The organism is Chromobacterium alkanivorans (genome assembly GCF_016937655.1).
In the GTDB taxonomy this organism is placed as follows: domain Bacteria; phylum Pseudomonadota; class Gammaproteobacteria; order Burkholderiales; family Chromobacteriaceae; genus Chromobacterium; species Chromobacterium alkanivorans.
Genome location: NZ_JAFHKL010000006.1, coordinates 32,485 through 55,492, shown reverse-complemented (window position 1 = coordinate 55,492; position 23,008 = coordinate 32,485). Strand labels below are relative to the sequence as shown.

The window sequence follows — 23,008 nt, the reverse complement described above, 5'->3', positions numbered from 1 at the left end:
AACACTGCCCAGCATAGGTCCCCATCCCCGGCCCCGCTTGCAAGAAGCGCCGGACAAAACAAAACCGCCCGGCAAGCGGGCGGTTCGGGAAGCGGCGAGACAGCGAACTCAGCTGTTCAGTTCGCGCGCCAGGTAGAGCCAGGTTTCCACCACGGTGTCCGGGTTCAGGGACACGGTTTCGATGCCCTCTTCCACCAGCCACTTGGCGAAGTCCGGATGGTCGGACGGGCCCTGGCCGCAAATGCCGATGTATTTGCCTTGCTTGCGGCAAGCCTGGATCGCCATGTGCAGCATGACCTTGACCGCCTCGTTGCGCTCGTCGAAGGTGGAGGCGATCGGGCCGCCGGAGTCGCGGTCCACGCCCAGCGTCAGCTGGGTCATGTCGTTGGAGCCGATGGAGAAGCCGTCGAAATGCTGCAGGAACTTGTCGGCCAGCACGGCGTTGGTCGGCAGTTCGCACATCATGATCAGGCGCAGGCCGTTTTCGCCGCGCTTGAGGCCGTTGGCGGCCAGGATCTCCACCACTTGCTCGGCTTCGGACAGGGTGCGCACAAAGGGAATCATCACTTCCACATTGGTCAGACCCATCACGTCGCGCACTTTCTTGATGGCGCGGCATTCCAGTTCAAAGCAATCGCGGAAGGATTCGGCCACGTAGCGGGCGGCGCCGCGGAAGCCGATCATCGGGTTTTCTTCGTGCGGCTCGTACAGCTGACCGCCGATCAGGTTGGCGTACTCGTTCGACTTGAAGTCGGACATGCGCACGATGACCTTTTTCGGATAGAAGGCGGCGGCCAGAGTGGACACGCCTTCGGCGATCTTGTCGACGTAGAAGTCCACCGGGCTGGCGTAGCCGGCGATGCGGTCGCTGATGGTGGCTTTCAGATCCGCCGGCAGCTTGTCGAATTCCAGCAGCGCTTTCGGGTGGATGCCGATCTGACGGTTGATCACGAACTCCATCCGCGCCAGGCCCACGCCCTCGTTAGGCAGCTGCGCGAAGTCGAAAGCCAGTTCCGGGTTGCCGACGTTCATCATGATCTTGACCGGGGCCTTGGGCATCTTGTCCAGTTCCAGGTCGATCACTTCCACGTCCAGCAGGCCGTCGTAGATGTTGCCGGTGTCGCCTTCGGCGCAGGACACGGTCACCTGCATGCCTTCGGACAGCACCTGGGTGGCGTCGCCGCAACCCACCACGGCCGGAATGCCCAGCTCGCGCGCGATGATGGCCGCGTGGCAGGTGCGGCCGCCGCGGTTGGTGACGATGGCGGCGGCGCGTTTCATCACCGGTTCCCAATCCGGGTCGGTCATGTCGGTCACCAGCACGTCGCCCGGCTTGACGCGGTCCATCTCGGACGCGTCCTTGATGGTGCGCACCACGCCCTGGCCGATCTTCTGACCGATGGCGCGGCCTTCGCACAGCACTTGCGATTTGCTGTTCAGACGGTAGCGGCGCAGCGTGTCCTTGCGGTCTTCCTGCGACTTCACCGTTTCCGGACGGGCCTGCAGGATGTAGAGCTTGCCGTCGTGGCCGTCGCGGCCCCATTCGATGTCCATCGGACGACCGTAGTGCTTCTCGATGATTAGCGCGTATTCGGCCAGTTCGGCCACTTCGGCGTCGCTGATGGAGAATTGCTGGCGCTCCGCCGGGGACACGTCCACGGTCTTGACCGAGCGGCCGGCTTGCGAAGCGTCGGTGAACTCCATCTTGATCAGCTTGGAGCCCATGGTCTTGCGCAGCACCGCCGGACGGCCGGCTTTCAGCGTCGGCTTGTGCACGTAGAATTCGTCGGGGTTTACCGCGCCCTGCACCACGGTTTCGCCCAGGCCGTAGGACGCGGTGATGAACACCACGTCGTCAAAGCCGGATTCGGTGTCGATGGTGAACATCACGCCGGCCGCGCCGCAATCGGAGCGCACCATGCGCTGCACGCCGGCGGACAGAGCCACCACGTCGTGCTCAAAGCCTTTGTGCACGCGGTAGGAAATGGCGCGGTCGTTGTAGAGGGAGGCGAAAACGTGTTTCATCGCATCCTTGACGTTGTCAAGGCCGCGGATATTCAGGAAGGTTTCTTGCTGGCCTGCGAACGAGGCGTCGGGGAGGTCTTCGGCGGTGGCGGAGGAACGGACTGCAACGGAGATGTCGGCGCCGCCGGCATCGGCCACCATCTGATCCCAGGCCTCTTTGATATCGGCGTCAAGCTTGGCGGGGAACGGGGTATCGATGATCCATTGCCGGATTTCCTTGCCGATCCGGGCCAGTTCGCTGACATCGTCGATGTCCAGCTTGGCCAGCGCGGCGCTGATCTTGTCGGCCAGGCCGTTGTGCTGCAGAAAATCCCGGTAAGCCTGCGCTGTGGTGGCGAAGCCGCCCGGGACGCGAACCCCGGAGCCGGCCAGCTGGCTGATCATTTCACCAAGGGAGGCGTTCTTGCCGCCTACCTGCTCCACATCGGTCATGCGCAGTTTCTCGAACCAGATGACGTAGTTCTCAGCCATCACTTCACTTCCTGTGTTGGATTGGGACGATAGGGCCGCATTCTAGCCGAATTACGTGCCAGATGCGTAGCGTCTTTTGCACCGCAACACGGGTTTTCGGCTCGACAAGGACAAGCATTGCAACAGAATCAATAAGTTGACAGACATTCCTGATGAAAATGATTGTCAAAACCGTGTAATTTACGCACTACATGCTTGGCCGGCGCCCGCGGCGGGTTTCGTCGCGGCCTTTCAGAGTATAGAATCCCTTGAACCCCGGGCGCGCCGCAACAGCGCGGCAGGCGCGGTTCCGGCCTCGTTCACTCGCAATACAGGTGTTTGCATGCCCCACCATCTCCGCTCCGCCTTCTTCGTTTCCGACCGCACCGGCATCACCGCCGAATCGCTGGGCCACACGCTGCTGACCCAGTTCGACACCGTGGAATTCAAGCGCGAGACCATTCCCTTCGTCGATACCGTGGAAAAAGCTCAGGCCCTGGCCGAGGTCATCCGCCAGGTGTCGGAAACCGATCACCTGAAGCCGCTGGTGTTCACCAGCATCATCAACCCGGACGTGCGCAGCGCGCTGCAGGTTGAGAACGCGGTAATGATAGATTTCTTCGACACCTTCATCGGCCAGCTGGAGCAGGAAATCGGCCAGCGCGCCTCGCTGAGCGTGGGCAAGGCCCACGGCATGGTCAACGAGGAGAAGTACGATCACCGCATCGAGGCGGTCAACTTCTCGCTGAACCACGACGACGGCGTCAAATTGAAGGACCTGCACGAGGCGGACGTGATCCTGGTGGGCGTGTCCCGCTCCGGCAAGACGCCGACCTGCCTGTATCTGGCGCTGCAATACGGCATCCGCGCCGCCAACTACCCGCTGACGCCGGAAGACCTGGGCAGCCCGACGCTGCCCAAGCTGCTGCTGCCGTTCAAGGACAAGATCTTCGGCCTGACCATCGATCCGGCGCGCTTGCACCACATCCGCTCCGAACGCCGGCCGGACTCCAAATACGCCAGCATGGACAACTGCCGCCGCGAGGTGAACGAGGCCGAGTCCATGTTCCGCCACCACGGCGTGCCCTTCATCAGCACCACCCACAAGTCCATCGAGGAAATCGCCTCCACCATCATGCACAAGGCGGCGCTGGGTCGGCGCTTCTGAACGCGCTGTCGCAATGAAGCCAGCCGGGCCCGCCCGGCTTTTTTCATGCCCTTGCGCTGGGCAGTCGCCTGCCAATATCCAGATAGCACTTTGTTTCTTATCACTTTTTTACAATTAAGATTGGAACATATAGCAAGCGCGCGCTCTCAAATAGGCATCTTGATTCCCATGCCCGGATCCATCGATGCACATCGTCTCCATCGCCGCCCTGACCCGCTCCGCCGCCTCGCCGCTGAAGGAAGTGGGCGCGGTCGCCGCCAAGACCGACAGCCGCGCCGCCGCCAGCGACCCGCGCAAGGAAATGGCGGAATTCGCCGCCCCCCATCCGCCGTCCAGCGCGCCCAGCGGGGATTCCGCGCCCAAGGGCGAGTCTTTCGAACGGCTGTTGCGCCAAGCCCGGAACGCGGCCGCGAGCAAGAACGCCTCGCCTTACGCCGAAGACCTGATGCCGCCGGCCGGCAGCCTGCTGCACGTCCTGGCCTGAAAAGACGCTTGACGCTGCTTTGCCCGCCGTGCTCTGATAAAGCCCATGAACTACGCAACCGCATTCGCATCCTTTTCTTGGTGGTGGCGCCTGAACTAAGGCGGCGCCGGCGTTTGCATACCCAAAACCCGGAAGCTGCCGATACGGCGGCATAGGGTTTCCAGCAGTCCCCCTCCCCAGATCGGCAGTTTCCAACAAGCTCAAGCTTACTGGAGACCACTGTTATGAATCTGGACAGCATCACAGCCAAAGACATCATCCTGACCGGCGACCGCACCACCGGGCAATTGCATCTGGGCCACTATGTCGGTTCGCTGCGCAACCGCGTGATCCTGCAGGATCGCTGCCGCCAGTTTCTGCTGCTGGCCGACGCCCAGGCGCTGACCGACAATATGGGCAACTATCTGAAGGTTCGCGACAATGTGCTGCAGGTGGCGCTGGACTACCTGGCGGTGGGCATAGACCCGGAAAAAAGCACCATCTTCATCCAAAGCCTGGTGCCGGAACTGACCGAGCTGTCGTCCTACTACCTCAATCTGGTCACCGTGGCGCGCCTGGAGCGCAACCCCACCATCAAGGATGAAATCAAGCAGCGCGGCTATGAGCGCGACATCCCCGCCGGCTTCCTCACTTATCCCGCCGCCCAGGCCGCCGACATCACCGCCTTCAAGGCCAGCATCGTGCCGGTGGGCGAAGACCAGATCCCGATGATCGAGCAGACCAATGAGATCGTGCGCCGCTTCAACGCCAGCGTGGATCAGCCGGTGCTGGTGGAAACGCGCGCGGTGGTGCCGGAGCACGGCTCCCGCCTGCCCGGCATCGACGGCAAGGCCAAGATGTCCAAATCGCTGGGCAACACCATCACTCTGTCGGCCACGCCGGACGAGATCCGCCAGGCGGTGAAGATGATGTACACCGACCCCAATCACCTGCGCGTGGCCGATCCGGGCCAGGTGGAAGGCAATGTGGTGTTCACCTATCTGGACGTGTTCCATTCCGACCCTGAGCAGGTGGCGGAATGGAAGGAACATTATCGCCGCGGCGGCCTGGGCGACACCGTGATCAAGAAGCAGTTGGAAGAATGCCTGCAGACCCTGCTGGAGCCGATCCGCGCCCGCCGCGAGCAGTACGCGCGCGATCCGGCGGCGGTGATGGCGATGCTGAAGACCGGCACCCAGCGCGCGCGCGAAGTGGCGGCCGCCACGCTGGCCGAGGTTAAGGCGGCGATGGGCTTGAACTACTATTGATCGTTATTGAGGCGGGCTACATCGCAGAGCCCGCCCTTCTCGCGCACATACAGATCCAAGCCCATCCCCCCCACCAGCACGATGCTCTGCCGCTGACGCAGAAAGCCTGAAGAACGCAGCAGATGCTTCATCGGCTTGGCGTAAGGCGAACACAATGCCCGCAAGGAAATATTGGCGGGGAGTTCAGCAATGACTGCGCCCAGCATGGCGCGGCCTTTCCCTTTGCCCCGCCACGCCGGCGCTATGGAAAACATGTCGAGATTGACATTCATGCCGGCTCTGGACAACCAGGAAAAACCAACAGGTTGGCCACCATCCCGCAACAACCATAGCCCCGCTCCCCAAGCCGGCAGCGTGCCCAGCACAATGCGAGATCGCCTCGCTCCAATACAGCCGGAGAACAAATGCCGCAGCAAGGCAACATGGCCTGCCGCACTCAGATAATGGTCCGAGTAGGAACCATGGAAGCCCCCCTCTTGCACCAACTCGTATATGAAGGGGATATCCAGCCAGCCCTCTCCAGCGAGCTCGCACAGCCTTCGATGCCGACACTGTATTCTTGTCTCACCGCTCCATTCCGGTCCCGGTTGTGCTGTAATCGAGGCAAGCCGGCGCCCCAGGCACCGATGCCTGCACATGCCAATTGACTTAAAAAACAGGGGTATCGCTATGATGAAGACCACCAATCCGTTAAGCCTGATGATCTGCTTGCTACTTGGTTATATATCCAGCGCGGCTCAAGCGGAAGAAGTGGGCGAGGTGTCCACCACCTTCAAGCTGCTCAGCCCCAACGACAAGGTGGTGGTGGAGGCGTTTGACGACCCGGCGGTGCAAGGCGTGGCCTGCTATATCTCGCGCGCCAAGACCGGCGGCTACAAGGGCGCGCTGGGACTGGCCAAGGACCCGTCCCGCTTCTCGGTGGCCTGCCGCCAGGTGGGCGCGATCAAGTTCGCGCGGCCGCTGCCCAAGCAGGAACAGGTGTTCAAGGAGGGCGCGTCCTTCATCTTCAAGCATGTGCGGGTGGTACGCATCGTCGACGCCAAACGCAATACGCTGACCTATCTCAGTTATTCCGACAAGCTGCTGGACGGCAGCCCGGACAATGCGCTGACCGCGGTGGCGGTGCTGGATCAGAAAATCCCGTTACGGCCCTGAAATAAAAGCGATTGATTATTAACGATTTCTTGGCATGACGGGCATCAGCTAAACGGCAGCTCGACGCGCAGACCGTCGTAGCCGACCTCGACGCCGGGCGGACACTCGGCGCTGAGCGCGCCGAACTCCAAGCGATGGGTCATGTGGATCAGCACCGTGCGCTCGGCGCCGATGCGCTTGGCCCAGTCGAAGGACTGGCTCACGCCCAGATGGGACGGATAAGGGTCGTGGTTCAGGCAGTCCAGGAACAGCAGCTTCAGCCCTTGCAGCAAGGGCAGGCTGCTGTCCGGGATGTCCGACACATCGGTCAGCCAGGCCATGTCGCCGACGCGCCAGCCCAGACAGGGCCAGGAGCCGTGCTGCAGCGGCACCGGCGTCAGCGTGACGCCGCCGCACTCCACCGGCCCGTCCACCTGCCGCGGCAGCAGCACCGGCTTGTCCCACATCTTGGAGGGCGGCTGCAAGGCATAGCCGAAGCGGCTCTTGATATTGTCCAGGGTGAAGGCGTTGCCGTAGAGCGTGATCGGCCCCTTCTTCACGTAGCAGAAGGCGCGCAGATCGTCGATGCCGTTCAGGTGGTCGGCGTGCGGGTGGGTGTACAGCACCGCGTCCACCTGGCTCAGCCCTTCGCGCAGCGCCTGTTGGCGCAGGTCCGGCCCGGTGTCGATCAACAAACCCTGGCCGCCCGCCTTGATATAGGCGCTGGCGCGGGTGCGGCGGTTGCGCGGGTCCGCCGAGCGGCAGGTGGCGCAATCGCAGCCTATGGCCGGCGTGCCGGAACTGGAGCCGCAGCCCAGGATGGTGACTTCAAGCGAACCCAATGGCGTTTCCCAAGTGACAAGGCATCAGCGGCAGCGCTGCGGGCGCTCGGCCTTCTCGCGCACCCAGCCGCCGTCGCAACGAACGTTGCCGTCGGCGTCCTGCTGGCAGCTGCCGCGCGGCTGCTTGGCGCAATACGGATTGCCGTCGCGCGACAGCAGGCAGGCGCCGGGGCCGGCGTAAGTGACGCCGTTGGCGCGCACCACGCCGCCGCCGGCATACGGCGAGCACAGCACGTTGCCGAATTCGTCGATCGCGCATTCCCCCTTGCCGCACATCGCCTGGCCGCGCTGCACCAGGGCGATGCCGCCGTCTTCGGAGCAATAGCTGCGGCCGTTCAGATTGACGCAATTGGCCCAGGCCTGGGCCGAGAACAATATGGCCAGCAAGGCCAGTCCGGACAGCAAGATTCGCTTCATGCCCATTCCCCGCATCAACGGCCGGCCTTGGAGAACAGCCGGAAAAAGTTATCGCTGGTGACGCGCGCCACCTCTTCCACCGCCATGCCGCGCAGCTCGGCGATGTGGGCGGCCACATGGCGGACATAGGCCGGCTCGTTGACCTTGCCACGATACGGCACCGGCGCCAGATAGGGCGAGTCGGTTTCGATCAACATCCGCTCCAGCGGCACTTTCTGCGCCACTTCCTTGACCTGGGCCGCGTTCTTGAAGGTCACCACGCCGGAGAAGGAAATGTAGAAACCCAGTTCCAGCGCGGCCTGAGCCACTTCCCAGGTTTCGGTGAAGCAGTGCATCACGCCGCCGCAGACCTCGGCGTTCTCTTCGCGCATCAGGCGGATGGTGTCCTCGGCCGATTCGCGGGTATGGATCACCAGCGGCAGCCCCACGCGCTTGGCGGCGCGGATATGGGTGCGGAAGCGCTGATGCTGCCAGTCCAGATCGCCCTTGCACCAGTGGTAGTCGAGGCCGGTTTCGCCTATGCCCACCACGCGCGGGTGGGCGGCCAGCGCCACCAGTTCGTCTTCGCTGTACTCTTCGGCGTCCGGGTCGTCCGGGTGCACGCCCACGGTGGCGTACAGATTGCCGTGGCTTTCCGCCAGCGCCAGCACTTGCGGATACTTGGGACGGCTGACCCCTATCACCAGCGCGTGGCTGACCTGATTGGCCTGCATATTGGCCAGCACTTCCGGCATGCGCGCGGCGAGGTCGGGGAAATTGATGTGGCAGTGGGAATCAATGAACATTTTTGCGTCAATCAGGCTGCAGCGCGCTTGCGCGCGCCGCGAAAACAATCACATGGTATGGGTGGGCCGGCTGGAGTTGAGCACACCGCTGAGCAGCGCCTCGATCTTGTCCTTGGCCTGCTTGCCGGCGTCGCCGGCGACGAACTCGACGCCGACGCCCTGCACCCGGCTGTTGTTGGCGCCGGCCGGCGTCAGCCACACCACCTTGGCCTGCACCGCGATGCGCTGCGGGTCGTCCATCAGGGTCAGCAGCAGGAACACTTCCTCGCCCAGCTTCATTTCCTTGTTGGTGGGAATGAAAATCCCGCCGTGGCGCACAAAGGGCATGTAGGCGGCGAACAGCGCGCTGCGCTCCTTGATGTGCAGGGACAGCACCCCGGGACGGTTGGGATTGAGGTCCGGGCGAGTGGCGGAATTGTCCATACTTGGCTAACCCTCTATGTCAGGCGGCCTTGCCGCTGGCGAATATCTTCAGATAGTCCATCAGCACCGCTTCCAATTGCAAGCGCGTGTTCAGCGTGTGCTGGCCGAACGGCGCCAGCTGGTTGAGCGTTTGCTGACACGCCATCAATTGCGCGATGTCGGCGCGCGCCGCCAGCTGCTGCAAGGCGCGCTCCTGATCTGGATAATAGCGGACCAGACCGGCTAGTCTCAAACTCGCCAGATCATGCAGCCATTTCATCAACCAGCCTATGGGCAGCAGCAAGGGCAGTTTCTGCTTGTCCACCGCCTCGGACAGCTGCAGCACATTGGCGAAGCTGGGCTGGGCCAGGCCCTGGACGAACTGGCCGCGCAGCTTGGCCAGCGCCGGATCGTGGTCGAACAGCGGCGCGCCGCCGTTGTGGGCCAGTTCCAGCTCGGCGTCCGCCACGCCCTGCTCGCGCAGCCAGGCCAGCGCCTGCGCCGGGTCCGGCCGTGTCAGCGGAAACTGGCGGCAACGGCTGCGTATGGTGGGCAGCAGCCGCTGCGGCGCGTGCGCCACCAGCAGGAACAGCACTTCGGCCGGCGGCTCTTCCAGGATTTTGAGCAAGGCGTTGGCGGCGGCCGGGTTCAGGCTTTCCGCCGGCTCCACCAGCACGATGCGCCGGCCGGCGCGATGCGCGCTCAGGTGGGCGAAATCGATCACCTCGCGCACCGCCTCGATCTTGATCACCGGCAGCTTGCGGCTGACCTTCTTGCCCTCGGCGCCCTCCTTGCCTTCCTCGTCCTCGTCGCCCAGCGGCGACAGCCGGCGGAAGTCCGGGTGGGTGCCGTGCCGATACCAGCGGCAGGCCTCGCATTCGCCGCAAGGCCGGTGACCGGCCTGCGGCCGCTCGCACAGCAAGGACTGGGCCAGATGCTCGGCGAACTCCAGCTTGCCGATGCCGGCGGCGCCGGTGAACAGCCAGGCGTTGGGCAGGCGTTCACGCTCGGCGTTCAAGCGCGCCCAATCGCCTTCTTGCCAGGGCAGCAGCATCACGCGGCCTCCAGCAGTTTTTGCAGGCAGGCCGCGATGTCGACCTGGATCTCGGCGATGGAGCGGCTGGCGTCCAGCACCGCGAAACGCGGCTGGCCGGCGGCGCGGCGCAGATAGGCTTCGCGCACGCGCACGTGGAAATCGGCCTTCTCCTGCTCGAAGCGGTCCAGTTGCCGGGTCTTGGACATGCGCTCGGCCGCCACCTCCAGCGGCAGGTCGAACAGCAAGGTCAGGTCCGGCTGCAGGCCGTGCTGCACCCATTGCTCCAGTTCGGCGATGCGCTCGAAGGGCACGCCGCGGCCGCCGCCCTGGAAGGCGAAGGTGGAGTCGGTGAAGCGGTCGGACACCAGCCACTGGCCGGCGGCCAGCGCGGGCTCGATCACGCTGTGCAGCAATTGCTGGCGCGAGGCGAACACCAGCAGGGTTTCCGCGTCCAGCGAGGCCTCGGTGTCCACCGCCAGCAGCAGTTCGCGGATTTTCTCGCCCAGCGGGGTGCCGCCCGGCTCGCGGGTGAACACGGCGTCGACGCCGCGTTGCGCCAGCCAATCGCGGATAAAGGCCAGATGGGTGCTCTTGCCGGCGCCGTCTATGCCTTCCAGGCTGATGAAGCGGCCGCGTTGCTGCTCTAGCGCCATTACTGTCCTTTCTTCAAGATGTATTTGCGCACCGCCTGGTTGTGTTCGTCCAGCGTCGCGGAAAAATGCGAAGTGCCGTCGCCGCGGGCGACGAAATACAGGGCCGTGGTTTCGGCCGGATTGGCCGCCGCGTCCAGCGCCGCCTTGCCCGGCAGGGCGATGGGCGTCGGCGTCAATCCGGCGCGGGTATAAGTGTTGTAAGGCGTGTCGCGGCGCAGATCGGCCTTGCCTATCTTGCCCTGATACAGGCTGCCCATGCCGTAGATCACCGAGGGATCGGTCTGCAGCCGCATGCCCTGCTTCAGGCGGTTGACGAACACCCCCGCCACCATTGGACGGTCTGCGTCTTCGCCGGTTTCCTTTTCTATCAGGCTGGCCATGATCAGCAGTTCGTAAGGCGTGCGGTAAGGCAGTTCCGGCTTGCGCGCCGCCCAGGCCGCTTCCAGCCGCTGCTGCATCGCGGCGAAGGCCTGCCGATACAGTTCGGCGTCCTCGATGCCCGGGCTGAACAAATAGGTGCTGGGGAAGAACAGGCCTTCCGGCTTGGCGTCGCCGAAGCCCAGCCGCCGCATGATGTCCTCGTCGCTCCAGTCCTTGGCGCTATGCCGGATGTCCGGGTTGCGGTCTATCGCCTGGCGGAATTGGCGGAAGGTCCAGCCCTCGATCACCGTCAGGCTGGCCTCGTCCGGGTGGCCGTCGGCCAGGCGGCTCAGGATGTCCAGCATCGACGCCTGACCGTCGAAACGGTACAGGCCGGCCTTGATCTTGCGGTCCACGCCTTGCAGGCGGGCCAGCGCCACCATCACCTGGCGGCTGCGCACCACCCCCTCCTGCTCCAGCCCCCGCGCCACCTGGCTCAAGGTGCGGTTGGGCCCCACGGTCAGCTTGTAGCCGCCCTCCGGCAGGCCAACCGGAATCAGGACCACCCAGGCCAGCCAGGCACAGCCCAGCGCGAAGCACAGCAACAACAGGCGAAACAGTGTTTTCATCATTTGACGGGAAGAATGAGACGGCGCAGCGGAACGATCGCGCATGATACCAGACAAGCCGGCCTGACCGACATGTCAGGCCCTCCCCGCGCAATCAAGCAAAGTTTGCGCCAAATCAACTGTCCACCTTTCCATTTTGCATAGTTTTGCTCGCGTTCTATACCTGATTAAATGGACTGCTTAAATGATGCGAGTCTTTTCATGAAGCCATTCTTCAATCTGGGATGCGCATTGGTGGCCTGGACGGCGCTGGCCAGATTGGCGGCAGTCCGGCAGACCGACAGGGATTTATGGCGCCTGCCGATGGATGCCTTCCGACAAGGACGGCATCCGCAGCAGCTGACCTATCTGCAATCGCCCGCGGCGCTGAACGGCTACCACGCGCTGATCGTGGAACCGCTGTTGCTGCTGAACCGGCAACAGGACGGCGGCTGGCAACTGCTGCAGACCGCGGAGCAGGAAAGCGCCAACCAGATCATGCGCCGCCAGGTGGCCGCCTTGTTGCAGGCCTGGCCGATCGCGCTGACCGACATCCCCACCGCCGGCGCGCTGCGCCTGCGCATCGCGGTGGCGGCGCGCCAATCGCGGATCGCCCAGGACAGCCAGCCGCTGAACAGCAGCCACGTGGCGCTGCAACTGCCCTGCATGGCTTCCAATATAGAACCGTATCTGCAATTGGTGTCCTCGGTGTCCCAATTGGAGGACGCGATGGGGCGGGGCGTGGTCGCCGGCGGCGTCACCATGCAGTCGCAAGCCGAAGCCGCGGCCGGCGACGAGGACGACGGCTGGCGGCAATTGCTGATCCAGGACTGGTCCCCGCTGCTGCGCCAGCAATTGACGCCGGCGGCGCGCCGCGGCGCGGCCTCGCCGGCGCGATAAGACGCATGAAGACAGTCCGACCCGTCACAAAGTCGCAACAATATCGATGGAACGCCGCCCGCCTCCCGCAGTCCATCTCCCACGCAATCTCCACTGAGCCCGCACGATGAAACCCTTCTTTAAACTCGCCTGCGCGCTGATGGCTTCCGCCTTGCTGGCCAATATCGGCCACGCCGGGGAGCAGCCGGAGAATCTGGTTCTGCTGCCCAGCGAAGCCTTCCACCCCAGCCCGGACCATGCCGGCCAGGTGCTGTACCTGCAGCCCGGCGTCGACCTGAAGCGCTATCACGGCATCCTGATCGAACCGCTGATCTTTCTGGGCCGCCAGGCGGACGGCCAGTGGCAGGCCACCGCGGCCGACGAGCACAACCGCCTAGACGCCTGCTACCGCAGCAGCCTGGCCCGGGCGCTGTGCAGCGAGGGCCTGCCGGTGGCCTCCTCGGCCGGGCCGGGCATCGCCCGGCTGCGCGTGGCGGTGGGCCACATGCTGAGGGAGCTGGCCGAAGCCGACGCGCGGCGACCGTTGCCGGCCGCGCTCAATCTGGCCCGCTTCGCCGACGACATCGACCCCTATCTGGCCCAGGTGTCCACCGTAGGCCAGCTGGAAGACTCCGAATCCGGCCTGCTGCTGGCCGGCGGCGTCAATCTGCTGGGCAATAATCCGGACCCCGCCGACGCGCAACCGTCCAACGCGGAATGGCTGCAACAGCGCGTAGACCTGTGGAGCCGCGACCACGCGCGGCAGATGGCCCAGCACTTGGCGGCGGCTACTCCGTTTGGGGGAGTAGGCTAGCGCCCAGGCTGGCGGCATAATGCTTGTTTGATCCTCTGTCAGGAAGCCGACCATGCCGCGCAAAGTACTGAGCTTGTTGCTGTTGCTGTCCCCGCTGTTCGCCGCCGCCGACACCGTCACCGTGGCGGTCGCCAGCAATTTCCAGCAGACGCTGGACAAGATCGCAGTGGAGTTCAAGGCCGCCAGCGGCCACGACATCAAGGCCAGCGGCGGCGCCTCCGGCAAGCTGACCGCGCAGATCCGCCAGGGCGCGCCCTTCGACGTGTTCCTGTCCGCCGACGACGAGCGCCCGGCCGAACTGCTGCGCGACAAGATAGGCAAGCCCGACAGCCGCTTCACCTACGCCATCGGCAAGCTGGCGCTGTGGAGCAAGCAACGCGACGACGCCGGCGAAGCCGCGCTGCGCGGCGGCAACTTCAACAAGCTGGCCATCGCCAACCCGGCGGCCGCGCCTTACGGCCGCGCGGCGATGGAGACCCTGACCGCGCTCAAGCTCGTCGACGCGCTCAAGCCCAAGTTCGTCACCGGCGACAACATCAGCCAGACCATGCAGTTCGCCCAGGTCGGCGGCGCCGACTTCGCCTTCGTCGCTTACGCGCAGCTGCTGGAGCAAGGCATCGCCGACCACTACTGGCTGGTGCCGGCCAAGCTGCACCAGCCCATCCGCCAAGACGCGCTGCTGGTGCGCGACACCCCGGCGGCCAGGGCCTTCCTCGTCTTCCTCAAGGGCGACAAGGCGCGCGCGCTGATCAAGAAAGCGGGCTACGACTTCGCGCAATGAGCGCATCCGAATGGGCGGCCATCGCGCTTACGCTGCGGCTGGCCGCCATCAGCACCCTGATCCTGCTCCTGCTTTGCGTGCCGCTGGGCTGGTGGCTGTCGCGCACGCGTTCCCGCCTCAAGCCGGTGATAGAGGCCGGCGCGACGCTGCCGCTGGTGTTGCCGCCCACGGTGCTGGGCTTTTATCTGCTGGTGGCCTTCGGCCCGCACGGCCCCATCGGCCAGCTGACCGCCTGGCTGGGCTGGCCCGGCCTCGCCTTCACCTTTCAGGGACTGATCATCGCCTCGGTGCTGTACTCCTTGCCCTTCGTGCTGCAACCCTTGATCGTCAGCTTCAACGCGGTGCGGCGCGAGGAAATCGAAACCGCGATGGTATTGGGCGCCAACCGCTGGCAGCGGCTGACCCGGGTCATCCTGCCCAGCTGCCGCTCCGGGGTGCTGGCCGCCGCCAGCATGGGCTTCGCCCACACCGTGGGCGAGTTCGGCGTAGTGTTGATGATAGGCGGCAATATCGAAGGGGAAACCCGGGTCATCTCCATCGCGCTGTACAACCACGTGGAACAGGCGGACTACGCCAGCGCGCACCGTCTGGGCCTGTTGCTGGTCTTGTTCGCCTTCTCCACCCTGGCCCTGGTCTACCGCCTCAACGCGCGCCAGCGCCGCTACGACTGAGCCGACGGGCCGTGTTTGCTGACAATGCTGACATCTATCGATGCAAGCTGTTACATGACGTCAACAAAACGCAGTGTTCATGCGCTATAACTTGGAGTATCGTTTTTCTCGCCCGTCATGGGCCCGACAACCTGACCCAACAAGGATGAATCATGCGCAAATACCTGATGATCGCTGTTCTGGCCCTGACTTCCGCCAACCTGGCGCTGGCTGACGCCGCCTGCGACGCCAAGGCCGCCGAGAAAAAACTGGCCGGCGCCGCCAAGAGCAGCTTCCTGAAGAAATGCGAGAAAGACAGCGCCGCCGCCAATGCCCAAAAAAGCTGCGACGCCAAAGCCGCCGACAAGAAACTCGCCGGCGCGGCCAAGGCCAGCTTCGTCAAGAAATGCGTGAAGGACGCGGCCCCGGCCAAATAAGCCCCCTCTCCGGCGGCCTGTCCGCCGGGACAGCCCGCTCGCCGGCAAATTCCTGATTCTTCGCCTACACTGAGAGGTGGCAACAGGGATTCTGCGGGTGAGCCATGGCAAACAATATCCTCGGAAATTACAATCCGCTGTTATCGCTTTTCGGCAATAACAATCAATTCTTGAGCGGTTTATTGGGCTCCACTTCGCCCATCGTGCCGCTGATCCGCAGCAGCAACAGCTCGCAGAGCTCCGGCACCGATCCCAATGTGGTGCTGATTTCCGGGCTGGGCCAGTTGCTGTCCAGCCTGAACGTCTTCCAGGACAGCCTGCAACAGATCTATTCCCCGTACGCGGTCAACAACTCCATCAGCGGCAGCAGCAGCAATCCGTCGGTGGCCAGCGTTTCCACCGCCGCCGGCGCGCAAAACGGCAATTACAGCGTGTCGGTGTCGCAGCTGGCGCAGGCGCACAGCGCGGTCACCGCCTTCACCCTGCCGGACACCAGCAGCACCGCGGTGGGCAGCGGCACGCTGACCATCAAGACCGGCAGCTACGCCTACACCTCGCCCACCTCGGCCACCAGCTTCACCCCCAGCGGCAGCTCGGCCACGCTGTCCATCAGCAACGGCACCCTGTCCAGCATCGCCACCGCCATCAACGGCTCCGGCGTCGGCATGGTGGCCAATATCGTGCAGAACGCCTCCGGCAATTATCAATTGCAGATCAGCGCCGCCCAGACCGGCGCCAGCAACAATTTTCAGATCCTGGTCAGCGACAACGACGGCAACAACACGGATCAGAGCGGCCTGTCCCGCCTGGCCTTCGACCAGACCCAGGCGGTGGGCAGCGGCCAGAACCTGACCCAGACCCAGGCCGCGCAAAACGCCAACTACCTGATCAACGGCGCGTCCGGCTCCAACGCCGGCAACAGCGGCATCTCGCTGGGCTCATCCGTGTCCATGGACCTGCTGTCCACCGGCAGCACCAATATCTCGGTCAAGCTGGACCTGAACGGCCTCAACGGACAGGCGCAATCGCTGGCCGACGCCTTCAACACCATGCAAGGCAGCCTGAACGCGCTGCTGGTCAGCGGCGGCCTGCTCAGCCGCGACCCCATCGCCAAGCAATTGGCCAGCAGCATGAACCTGCAGGCCGCCGCCAGTTACAGCAACGGCAGCTCGCTGCTGGTCAAGCTGAACCAGATCGGCCTCAATTTCCAATACCCGCAGCAGTTCGGCCAGATGGGCAGCCTCAGCCTGAGCAACAACAGCCTGCAAAGCGCTTACAGCGGGGATTCCCAAGGCGTGGCCGATCTGCTCTACACCGCCGCCCGGGCGTTGAACTGGCTGGCCAACAGCTACGCCTCCTACGGCAACGGCACCATTCCGCAAACCCTGACCGCGCTGCAGAAAATGCAGTTCAGCCTGCAGCTGCGGCAATCCGCCACCCCGGCGTCCAACACCGTCCCCTCCAATCTCGCCTCCTTGACGGTCAACCAGTCCGGCACCATCCAGCTGAGCGCGCAGCAAATCAGCGCGCTGTCGCTGTACGCGATGGTCTACTCCCTGGGCGCGCCTTACGCGGTCAATTCCCAGATTCTGAACAACGGCCTGGGCCTGTCCGGCAACAGCGGCAACGGCATTTCCACTTATGCATGATTGATATTCGCTATTTGTTTTTCCTCTAGCATTGCCGATTCCATCTTGTCTCGTTAAAATTCATCGGATGATTGGATGAATCAGGAGCAAGCCATGTCGGCGCTTCCCTATAAACGCTCGCTGGTCGACATCGCGGTGGAAAACATCGCCAAGCGGCTGGCGGACGGCGATTGGCCGCTGGGCGCTCGCATTCCCACCGAGCCGGAACTGGCGGAACAACTGGGCGTCAGCCGCAACACGGTGCGCGAGGCGGTGCGGGTGCTGCTGTACGCCGGCCTGCTGGAGGTGCGCCAGGGCGACGGCAGCTATGTGCGCGCCACGGTCAACCCCGGCGAGGCGATGCGCGCCATCAGCCGCGCCAGCCTGCGCGAACACCTGGAAGTGCGCTGCATGCTGGAAGAAAGCGCGGCGAGGCTGGCGGCCAGCCGCTGTCCGGAAGCGGATCTCGGCGCGATAGCGGACGCGCTGGCGCGCCGCGGCGAACGGCTGCCGCAGGAGCCGCTGGAGGCCTTCATCGACCGGGATCTGGAGTTTCATCTCGCCGTCGCCAACGCCAGCGGCAACCAGGCCTTGGCCGAGCTCTACGCGTATTTCTCGCGCGCGGTGCGCCAGCATGTGCAGCAGTCCATCCTCGACGAGGCGCTGCCGGACCCGGACCTCGCCGCCCACCAAGCCATTTACGAAGCCATCCGCCTGCGCCGGCCGGACGAGGCGGCGCAAGCCGCCGCCGCCATCACCCGCCCCTTGCTGGAGGCGCTGGACCGCTTGCTGAACCGCTCCGCCGCGGCTTGAGCCCGATTCGAGCCGGCCCCCAGGCGCGGGGAGCCGGCTCCGACAACAACAAAAGCGCAGAAGGAAAACACATGTCCACACCCAAATCCATGCCGGACCACCTGCCGGTTGAAGACACGCTGATCGACGCCGAGATCGACGACGCCGGCGTGCAAAGCCAGCGCCCGGCGCTGAGCCGTCCCTGGCTGTTGCTGCTGGGCCTGATGCTGGTCGGCGCCAATCTGCGGCCGGCGCTGTCCAGCCTGTCCCCGGTGCTGCACGACGTCGCCGCCAGCCGCGGGCTCAGCGGCCTGATGGCCGGCCTGCTCACCACGTTGCCGGTGGCCTGCCTCGGCCTGTTCGGCCCCCTGGCACCGCGGCTGGCCCGCCTCTGGGGCAGCGAGAAAACCATCGCGCTGATCCTGGTGACCTTGGCGCTGGGCATCTTGCTGCGCACCCAGTTCGGCCAAGTCGGCCTGTTCGCCGGCTCGGCGCTGGCCGGCGCCAGCATAGGCATCATCGGCGTGCTGCTGCCCGGCATCGTCAAGCGCGACTTCCCCCGTCAGGTCAGCCTGATGACCGGGGTCTACACCATGGCGCTGTGCCTGGGCGCGGCGCTGGCCGCCGGCCTGACCGTGCCGGCGATGCACTGGATGGGAAACAGCTGGCAAGGCGCGCTGGCGATCTGGGCGACGCCGGCGCTGCTGGCGCTGCTGGTGTGGTGGCCGCAGACGCGTAAGCGGCAGGCGTCCCATCACGGCCAATGGCTGGTGCGCGGCCTGCTGCGCGATCCGCTGGCCTGGCAGGTGACCTTGTTCATGGGTCTGCAATCGTCGATGGCCTACATCGTGTTCGGCTGGCTGCCGTCCATCCTGATAGACCGCGGCGAGACCGCGCTGCACGCCGGCCTGCTGCTGTCCATTTCCATCATGGTGCAAGTAGTGTCCTCGCTGCTGGTGCCGGCGCTGGGACAGCGCTGCCGCGACCAGCGCCCGCCTATCGCCGCCACCGTGGCGCTGGTGATCAGCGGCCTGCTCGGCATGTTGTTCGCGCCCACCGACAGCCTGCTGTTCTGGGCGGTGCTGCTGGGCTTGGGCCAGGGCGGCCTGTTCAGCATGGCGCTGAGCCTGCTGGCGCTGCGCTCGCCGGACCCGCACGTGGCCGCCCACCTGTCCGGCATGGCCCAGGGCGTCGGCTACGCGCTGGCCTCGCTCGGTCCGCTCAGCGTAGGCCTGATCCGCGACCAGACCCACAGCCTGTGGCCGCTGGGCCTGCTGCTCGCGCTGATCTCCGCCGCCACCTTCGCCATGGGCATGCTGGCCGGACGCAAGCGCCTGGTGCAGGTGGAGTCGCGTCCGCTCTAAGAACCTGTTTACGATCTGCTGCGCTTCGGCGATACAGCGTTGAAAACACCCTCAAAATGCTCATGTACCAACCGTACATTCCGCTTTTTCGGTCGTTTTCGCCTTGCCTCGCTCTTGCTCGCGAGATCGTAAACACGTTCTAAGAACCTGTTCAAAGTCTCGCGAGCTGGAACGAGACCAGGCGTTGCGGCCGACGCTCAGCAGATTTTGAACGGGCTCCAAGCCCCGCCGCGCGCGGACCAAACAAAACCCCGGGCTTGCCCGGGGTTTTGTTTGACGGCGGAGCGGCTCAGCCCTTGGGGCGGCCGACGATGCCGTAGCGCAGCCACAAATCCGGCAGGCTCTCCTTGCCCAGCGGAATCGCGGCCTTGCCCAAGGCCAGCCGGTCCGGCAGCGTAGCCATGTCGCCGTCCCAGCCCGGCGCCCCTTCGTCCAGCACCGCGGCCAGGTCGCGGTCGTCCACCGCCGCCAGCTCGCCGCCGATCTCGATCAACAGCATGCCCTCCGGCGTCAGCCAGGCGGAACGCGCCGGCACGTCGTCGTCGTAGGGCAGCGTGCTCCAGCCCGACGGGGTACGCCGCGCCACCAGCGGCGCGGCGTCCAGCGTCACATAGACTTTCTGCGGCCCGTTCTGCACATAACAGCGCCCCAGCCCGTCGCGGCTGTAGTTGCGGCCGAAGAACTCGATCATCGCCTCGTGCTGCAGGCGTTCGTCCTTGATCCACCACTGGCCGCGCGCGTCCAGCCGCAGCCAGCCAAACACGGCGGGCACGTTCGGCCACTTGGCCATTGCCGCCTGTACTATCGCATCCATCATGCGTCTCCTTGCGGGTCTGCTCCCGCTTGACTCTCAGCTTTGACCACCAAACTCAGATCGCCCGCAACACCGCCATCGGCGATGTCCGGGTCACTCGCCCCACCAACGGCCAACCGGCCACCACCACTACCAGCGCGCCGCTGACGACGCCGGCGGGCAACAGCCAGGGATTGAACACCAAGGGCAGATTGAACAATTTGACCGAAGCCAAAGCGCCGATGCCCATCGCGCCCAACGCCGCCAATAAACCGGAAAACGCGCCCAGCCAGGCCAGCTCCGCCAGCACCACGCTGCGCACCTGTCGCCGCGACGCCCCCAGCGCCCGCATCAGGCCGACATCGAACAGCCGCTCGTCGCGGGTGGCCGCCAGCGACGCCCACAACACCAGCACGCCGGCGGCCAGCGCCAGGCCGAACATGGCCTCGATGCCGCGCGACAGCTTGTCCATCATCGCCCGCACCTCGGTCAGAATCGCCCCGACGTCGATCACGGTCAGATTGGGAAACTCGCCCACCAGGCGATTGACGAAGTCCTCGTCCACCGCCTCCAGCCGGAAGCTGGTGATCCAGCTGGCCGGCTGCTGGCTGAACTGGCCGGGCGTGCCGATCACGAAGAAATTGACGCGGAAACTGTCCCACGGCACTTCGCGCAGGCTGGTGACCTTGGCGCGGTAAGTGGTGCCGGCCAGGTCGAAAGCCAACATGTCACCCAGCTTGATGCCCAGGGTGTCGGCCAGCCCGCGCTCCACCGAGAACTGCGGCGGAATCCGTTTCTGGGGCTGCCACCATTGGCCCGCGGTCAGCTTGTTGCCCGGCGGCAACTCGTCGCGCCAGGACAGATTGAATTCGCGCTCGGCCAGCCGCCGCGCGCGCTCGTCTTCATACGCGGACGGCCGCACCGGATGCTCGTTGATCGCGATCAGCCGCGCCCGCACCATGGGCGCCAGTTCCGGCGCCGCGCGTCCCTCCGCGGCGAAGGCGTTGCGCACGCCGTCGAGCTGATGGCGCTGGATATTGATGACGAATTTGTTCGGCGCGTCCGCCGGCACGCTGCGCTGCCAGGCGCCGATCAGGTCGTCGCGGACGATGGTGAGCGTCAGCAAGGCCATCAGGCCCACCGACAAGGACACGATCTGTATCACCGCCAGCCAGTGGCGGCGCGCGATATTGGCGATGCCGAAGCGCCAGCCCACCCGGCGTCCGCGCGGCAGCCGCCGCATCAGATGGACCACGCCCAGCGCCAGCGCGCCCACCGCGGCGAAGAAGCCCAGCATGCCGGCCAGCAGCCAGCCGGCCACCGCCAGGTCGCCCACCTGCCAGGCGGCCAGGCCCAGCAGCGCCACCAGGGCCAGCAAGGGCGCCAGCACGCCCTGGCGCGTCGGCGTCAATTCATCGCGCAGCACCGCCGCCGGCGGCACGTCGCGTATGCCCATCAAGGGCGGCAGCGCCAGACCGGCCAGCAGCACCAGCGAGGCCAGCGGGCCCACCAGCCAGGTCAGCCAGCCCGGATCGGGCAGGATTTCACCGACATAGCCGCTGGCCAGCCGCATCAAGGCCAGCTGCACGCCGAAGCCGCCGGCGGTGCCCAGCGCGCCGGCCAGCAGGCCCAGCAAGAGGAACAGGCTGACGAACAGCCCCCACACCTCGCCCGCGGTCAGGCCCAGGCAGCGCAGCACCGCCACCTGCTGCCAATGGCGCGCCAGATAACGCCGCACCACCAGCGCCACCACCGACGCCGCCAGCGCCACGGTCAGCATCGCGGTCAGGCCCAGAAAACGCCGCGCGCGCTCCAGCGCGGTGCGCACTTCCGGCCTGGCCTCCTCCACGTTTTCCAGCCGCGCGTCCTTGGGCTTGGCCTTTTCCAGCCACTGGCGGAAATCGGCGACGCCGCGGTCGTCTCCGGCGAACATCAGCCGCCAGCGCGCGCGGCTGCCTTCCTGAATCAGGCCGGTGGCGGCCAGGTCGGCGCGGTTGAACATCAGCCGCGGCACGAAGTTGTACAAATCCATCGCGCCGTCCGGTTCGCGGACGATTTCGCCGGCCAGCCGCAGCTGCGCGCCGCCCACGCCCAGGGTGTCGCCCAGCTTCAGCTTCAGCCGCCGCATCAGTCTGGCGTCGGCCCAGGCGGTGCCCGCGGCCGGCCGCAGGCTGCCGGTTTCGATCCGGCCGTCGGCCAGCCGCACGCTGACTTCGCCGCGCAAGGGATAGTTGTCGCTGACCGATTTATACGTGGCCAAGGCCGCCTGGCCGTCGGAAAACACCATGGAGGGAAAGCTGATGTTGTCGGCCAGCCGCAGGCCGCGCTTTTCCGCCTCGCGGCGGATGGACTCCGGCGCCGGCTGATTGCCGTTGAGCACCAGATCGGCGGCCAGCAGCTGGGTGGCCTGGGTGGTCAGCGCGCGCTCCACGCGGTCTGAGAAAAAGGCCACGCTGCTCATCGCCATCACCGCCACCACCAGGGCCAGCGCCAGGATGGTCAGCTCGCCGGACACCAGTTCGCGGCGGATGAAGCGGAACACCAGGGTCAAGCGGCCGGCCAGCGTCATGAGCGCGCTCCGTTGAGCTTGCCTTCCACCAGCCGGTAGATGGCGTCGCAACGGCTGGCCAGTTCGGTGTCGTGGGTGACCAGCACCAGGGCGGTGCCCTGCTCGGCATTGAGCTGGAACAGCAGGTCGATGATCTGCCGGCCGCTGTGCGGGTCCAGATTGCCGGTGGGCTCGTCGGCGAACAGCAGGCCGGGATGAATGACGAAGGCGCGCGCCAGGGCCACCCGTTGCTGCTCGCCGCCGGAAAGATGACGCGGGTAATGGCCCAGCCTGTGGCTGAGGCCGACGCGGTCCAGCATCTGGCGCGCCGCTTCGCGCGCGTCGGCGCGGCCGGCCAGCTCCAGCGGCAGCATCACGTTTTCCAGCGCGGTCAGTTGCGGCATCAGCTGGAAATTCTGGAACACGAACCCCACCTTGTCTCTGCGCAGCAGCGCGCGCGCGTCTTCGCTCAAGCCGGACAAGGCTTGGCCGAACAAGGACACCTCGCCGCCGGACGGATGGTCCAGCCCCGCCAACAGGGACAACAGGGTAGACTTGCCGGAGCCGGAGGCGCCGACGATGGCCACGCTCTCGCCCGGATACAGGGTCAGCGTGGCGCTGCGCAGGATGTTCAGCGGCTCGCCGTGGAAATGCACCTGCTTGGCCAGCTCGCTGGCCGCCAACACCGCCTGGGTTTCAATTGGATTCATT

General features: G+C 65.3%; 24 protein-coding genes. 12 read left to right on the top strand and 12 right to left on the bottom strand.

What is annotated here, in order from left to right:
- Nucleotides 1–108: 108 nt before the first annotated feature.
- The gene (ppsA, locus tag JW897_RS11805; protein ID WP_048415700.1) at nucleotides 109–2,496 is read right to left on the bottom strand and encodes a phosphoenolpyruvate synthase; all 2,388 of its coding nucleotides are present in this window, start codon (nucleotides 2,494–2,496) and stop codon (nucleotides 109–111) included.
- A 322-nt stretch (nucleotides 2,497–2,818) separates the two neighbouring features.
- Between ppsA and ppsR the strand changes: the two genes are divergently transcribed.
- From ppsR to trpS, 3 genes are all read left to right on the top strand, one after another.
- Nucleotides 2,819–3,643 (top strand): posphoenolpyruvate synthetase regulatory kinase/phosphorylase PpsR, encoded by an 825-nt coding sequence (ppsR, locus tag JW897_RS11800; protein WP_048415701.1) that lies wholly within the window; start codon nucleotides 2,819–2,821, stop codon nucleotides 3,641–3,643.
- A gap of 184 nt (nucleotides 3,644–3,827) precedes the next feature.
- Nucleotides 3,828–4,127, top strand: a complete 300-nt coding sequence (locus tag JW897_RS11795; protein WP_205466254.1) for a hypothetical protein — start codon at nucleotides 3,828–3,830, stop codon at nucleotides 4,125–4,127.
- A 224-nt stretch (nucleotides 4,128–4,351) separates the two neighbouring features.
- Complete coding sequence (gene trpS, locus JW897_RS11790) at nucleotides 4,352–5,374, top strand: tryptophan--tRNA ligase (RefSeq protein WP_205466252.1); 1,023 nt, start codon at nucleotides 4,352–4,354, stop codon at nucleotides 5,372–5,374.
- On the opposite strand, the gene JW897_RS24610 is transcribed toward trpS, so the two are convergent.
- A complete protein-coding gene (locus JW897_RS24610) occupies nucleotides 5,368–6,012 on the bottom strand; it encodes a GNAT family N-acetyltransferase (protein WP_338030569.1) in 645 nt (214 codons plus the stop codon). The genes trpS and JW897_RS24610 overlap by 7 nt on opposite strands.
- Nucleotides 6,013–6,043: 31 nt before the next feature.
- Between JW897_RS24610 and JW897_RS11780 the strand changes: the two genes are divergently transcribed.
- Nucleotides 6,044–6,529: a CreA family protein gene (locus tag JW897_RS11780; RefSeq protein ID WP_240352182.1), complete on the top strand. Its 486-nt coding sequence runs from the start codon at nucleotides 6,044–6,046 to the stop codon at nucleotides 6,527–6,529.
- Between the two features lie 44 nt (nucleotides 6,530–6,573).
- Here the strand turns inward: JW897_RS11780 and JW897_RS11775 are convergent, their stop codons facing one another.
- Genes JW897_RS11775 through mltG form a run of 7 tightly spaced genes read right to left on the bottom strand, consistent with a single transcriptional unit; the run spans nucleotide 6,574 to nucleotide 11,635 of the window.
- Nucleotides 6,574–7,350 carry an MBL fold metallo-hydrolase gene (locus tag JW897_RS11775; RefSeq protein ID WP_205466248.1) on the bottom strand — a complete coding sequence of 259 codons (777 nt, stop codon included), beginning with the start codon at nucleotides 7,348–7,350 and terminating at the stop codon, nucleotides 6,574–6,576.
- A 24-nt stretch (nucleotides 7,351–7,374) separates the two neighbouring features.
- Nucleotides 7,375–7,767 carry a hypothetical protein gene (locus tag JW897_RS11770; protein WP_205466247.1) on the bottom strand — a complete coding sequence of 131 codons (393 nt, stop codon included), beginning with the start codon at nucleotides 7,765–7,767 and terminating at the stop codon, nucleotides 7,375–7,377.
- Nucleotides 7,768–7,781: 14 nt separating this feature from the next.
- Entirely contained in the window at nucleotides 7,782–8,552 is a 771-nt protein-coding gene (locus JW897_RS11765) for a TatD family hydrolase (protein ID WP_048416061.1), read from the bottom strand.
- 48 nt (nucleotides 8,553–8,600) lie between these two features.
- Nucleotides 8,601–8,975 (bottom strand): PilZ domain-containing protein, encoded by a 375-nt coding sequence (locus JW897_RS11760; protein ID WP_048416050.1) that lies wholly within the window; start codon nucleotides 8,973–8,975, stop codon nucleotides 8,601–8,603.
- Nucleotides 8,976–8,994: 19 nt separating this feature from the next.
- Entirely contained in the window at nucleotides 8,995–10,008 is a 1,014-nt protein-coding gene (locus tag JW897_RS11755) for a DNA polymerase III subunit delta' (RefSeq protein ID WP_048416051.1), read from the bottom strand.
- The gene (gene tmk, locus JW897_RS11750; RefSeq protein WP_205466245.1) at nucleotides 10,008–10,643 is read right to left on the bottom strand and encodes a dTMP kinase; all 636 of its coding nucleotides are present in this window, start codon (nucleotides 10,641–10,643) and stop codon (nucleotides 10,008–10,010) included. Before tmk ends, JW897_RS11755 begins: the two co-directional genes overlap by 1 nt.
- Complete coding sequence (mltG, locus tag JW897_RS11745; RefSeq protein WP_082159184.1) at nucleotides 10,643–11,635, bottom strand: endolytic transglycosylase MltG; 993 nt, start codon at nucleotides 11,633–11,635, stop codon at nucleotides 10,643–10,645. Before mltG ends, tmk begins: the two co-directional genes overlap by 1 nt.
- A 198-nt stretch (nucleotides 11,636–11,833) precedes the next feature.
- Here mltG and JW897_RS11740 point away from each other — a divergent pair, with 198 nt between their 5' ends.
- The 8 genes from JW897_RS11740 to JW897_RS11705 all read left to right on the top strand — a co-directional run bounded on the left by JW897_RS11740 (nucleotide 11,834) and on the right by JW897_RS11705 (nucleotide 18,956).
- A complete protein-coding gene (locus JW897_RS11740; RefSeq protein ID WP_048416054.1) occupies nucleotides 11,834–12,511 on the top strand; it encodes a DUF3313 family protein in 678 nt (225 codons plus the stop codon).
- A 106-nt stretch (nucleotides 12,512–12,617) separates the two neighbouring features.
- Nucleotides 12,618–13,304: a DUF3313 family protein gene (locus JW897_RS11735; RefSeq protein ID WP_082159186.1), complete on the top strand. Its 687-nt coding sequence runs from the start codon at nucleotides 12,618–12,620 to the stop codon at nucleotides 13,302–13,304.
- 52 nt (nucleotides 13,305–13,356) lie between these two features.
- Nucleotides 13,357–14,085, top strand: coding sequence for a molybdate ABC transporter substrate-binding protein (gene modA, locus JW897_RS11730; protein WP_048416056.1), 729 nt, complete (start codon nucleotides 13,357–13,359; stop codon nucleotides 14,083–14,085).
- A complete protein-coding gene (modB, locus tag JW897_RS11725) occupies nucleotides 14,082–14,756 on the top strand; it encodes a molybdate ABC transporter permease subunit (protein ID WP_048416057.1) in 675 nt (224 codons plus the stop codon). The genes modA and modB overlap by 4 nt, the downstream gene beginning before the upstream one ends.
- Nucleotides 14,757–14,908: 152 nt before the next feature.
- Complete coding sequence (locus tag JW897_RS11720; RefSeq protein ID WP_048416058.1) at nucleotides 14,909–15,172, top strand: hypothetical protein; 264 nt, start codon at nucleotides 14,909–14,911, stop codon at nucleotides 15,170–15,172.
- 170 nt (nucleotides 15,173–15,342) lie between these two features.
- The gene (gene fliD / locus JW897_RS11715) at nucleotides 15,343–16,821 is read left to right on the top strand and encodes a flagellar filament capping protein FliD (RefSeq protein ID WP_205466243.1); all 1,479 of its coding nucleotides are present in this window, start codon (nucleotides 15,343–15,345) and stop codon (nucleotides 16,819–16,821) included.
- A gap of 93 nt (nucleotides 16,822–16,914) precedes the next feature.
- Nucleotides 16,915–17,613 carry a FadR/GntR family transcriptional regulator gene (locus JW897_RS11710; protein ID WP_048416062.1) on the top strand — a complete coding sequence of 233 codons (699 nt, stop codon included), beginning with the start codon at nucleotides 16,915–16,917 and terminating at the stop codon, nucleotides 17,611–17,613.
- A 71-nt stretch (nucleotides 17,614–17,684) separates the two neighbouring features.
- Complete coding sequence (locus JW897_RS11705; RefSeq protein ID WP_048416060.1) at nucleotides 17,685–18,956, top strand: CynX/NimT family MFS transporter; 1,272 nt, start codon at nucleotides 17,685–17,687, stop codon at nucleotides 18,954–18,956.
- Between the two features lie 289 nt (nucleotides 18,957–19,245).
- Here JW897_RS11705 and JW897_RS11700 read toward each other — a convergent pair whose 3' ends face one another.
- Genes JW897_RS11700 through JW897_RS11690 form a run of 3 tightly spaced genes read right to left on the bottom strand, consistent with a single transcriptional unit; the run spans nucleotide 19,246 to nucleotide 23,007 of the window.
- Entirely contained in the window at nucleotides 19,246–19,773 is a 528-nt protein-coding gene (locus JW897_RS11700; protein WP_240352181.1) for a DUF2946 family protein, read from the bottom strand.
- Nucleotides 19,774–19,825: 52 nt separating this feature from the next.
- Nucleotides 19,826–22,318, bottom strand: a complete 2,493-nt coding sequence (locus JW897_RS11695) for an ABC transporter permease (protein WP_205466241.1) — start codon at nucleotides 22,316–22,318, stop codon at nucleotides 19,826–19,828.
- Nucleotides 22,315–23,007, bottom strand: a complete 693-nt coding sequence (locus JW897_RS11690) for an ABC transporter ATP-binding protein (protein WP_048414370.1) — start codon at nucleotides 23,005–23,007, stop codon at nucleotides 22,315–22,317. The genes JW897_RS11695 and JW897_RS11690 overlap by 4 nt, the downstream gene beginning before the upstream one ends.
- Nucleotide 23,008 lies beyond the last annotated feature (1 nt).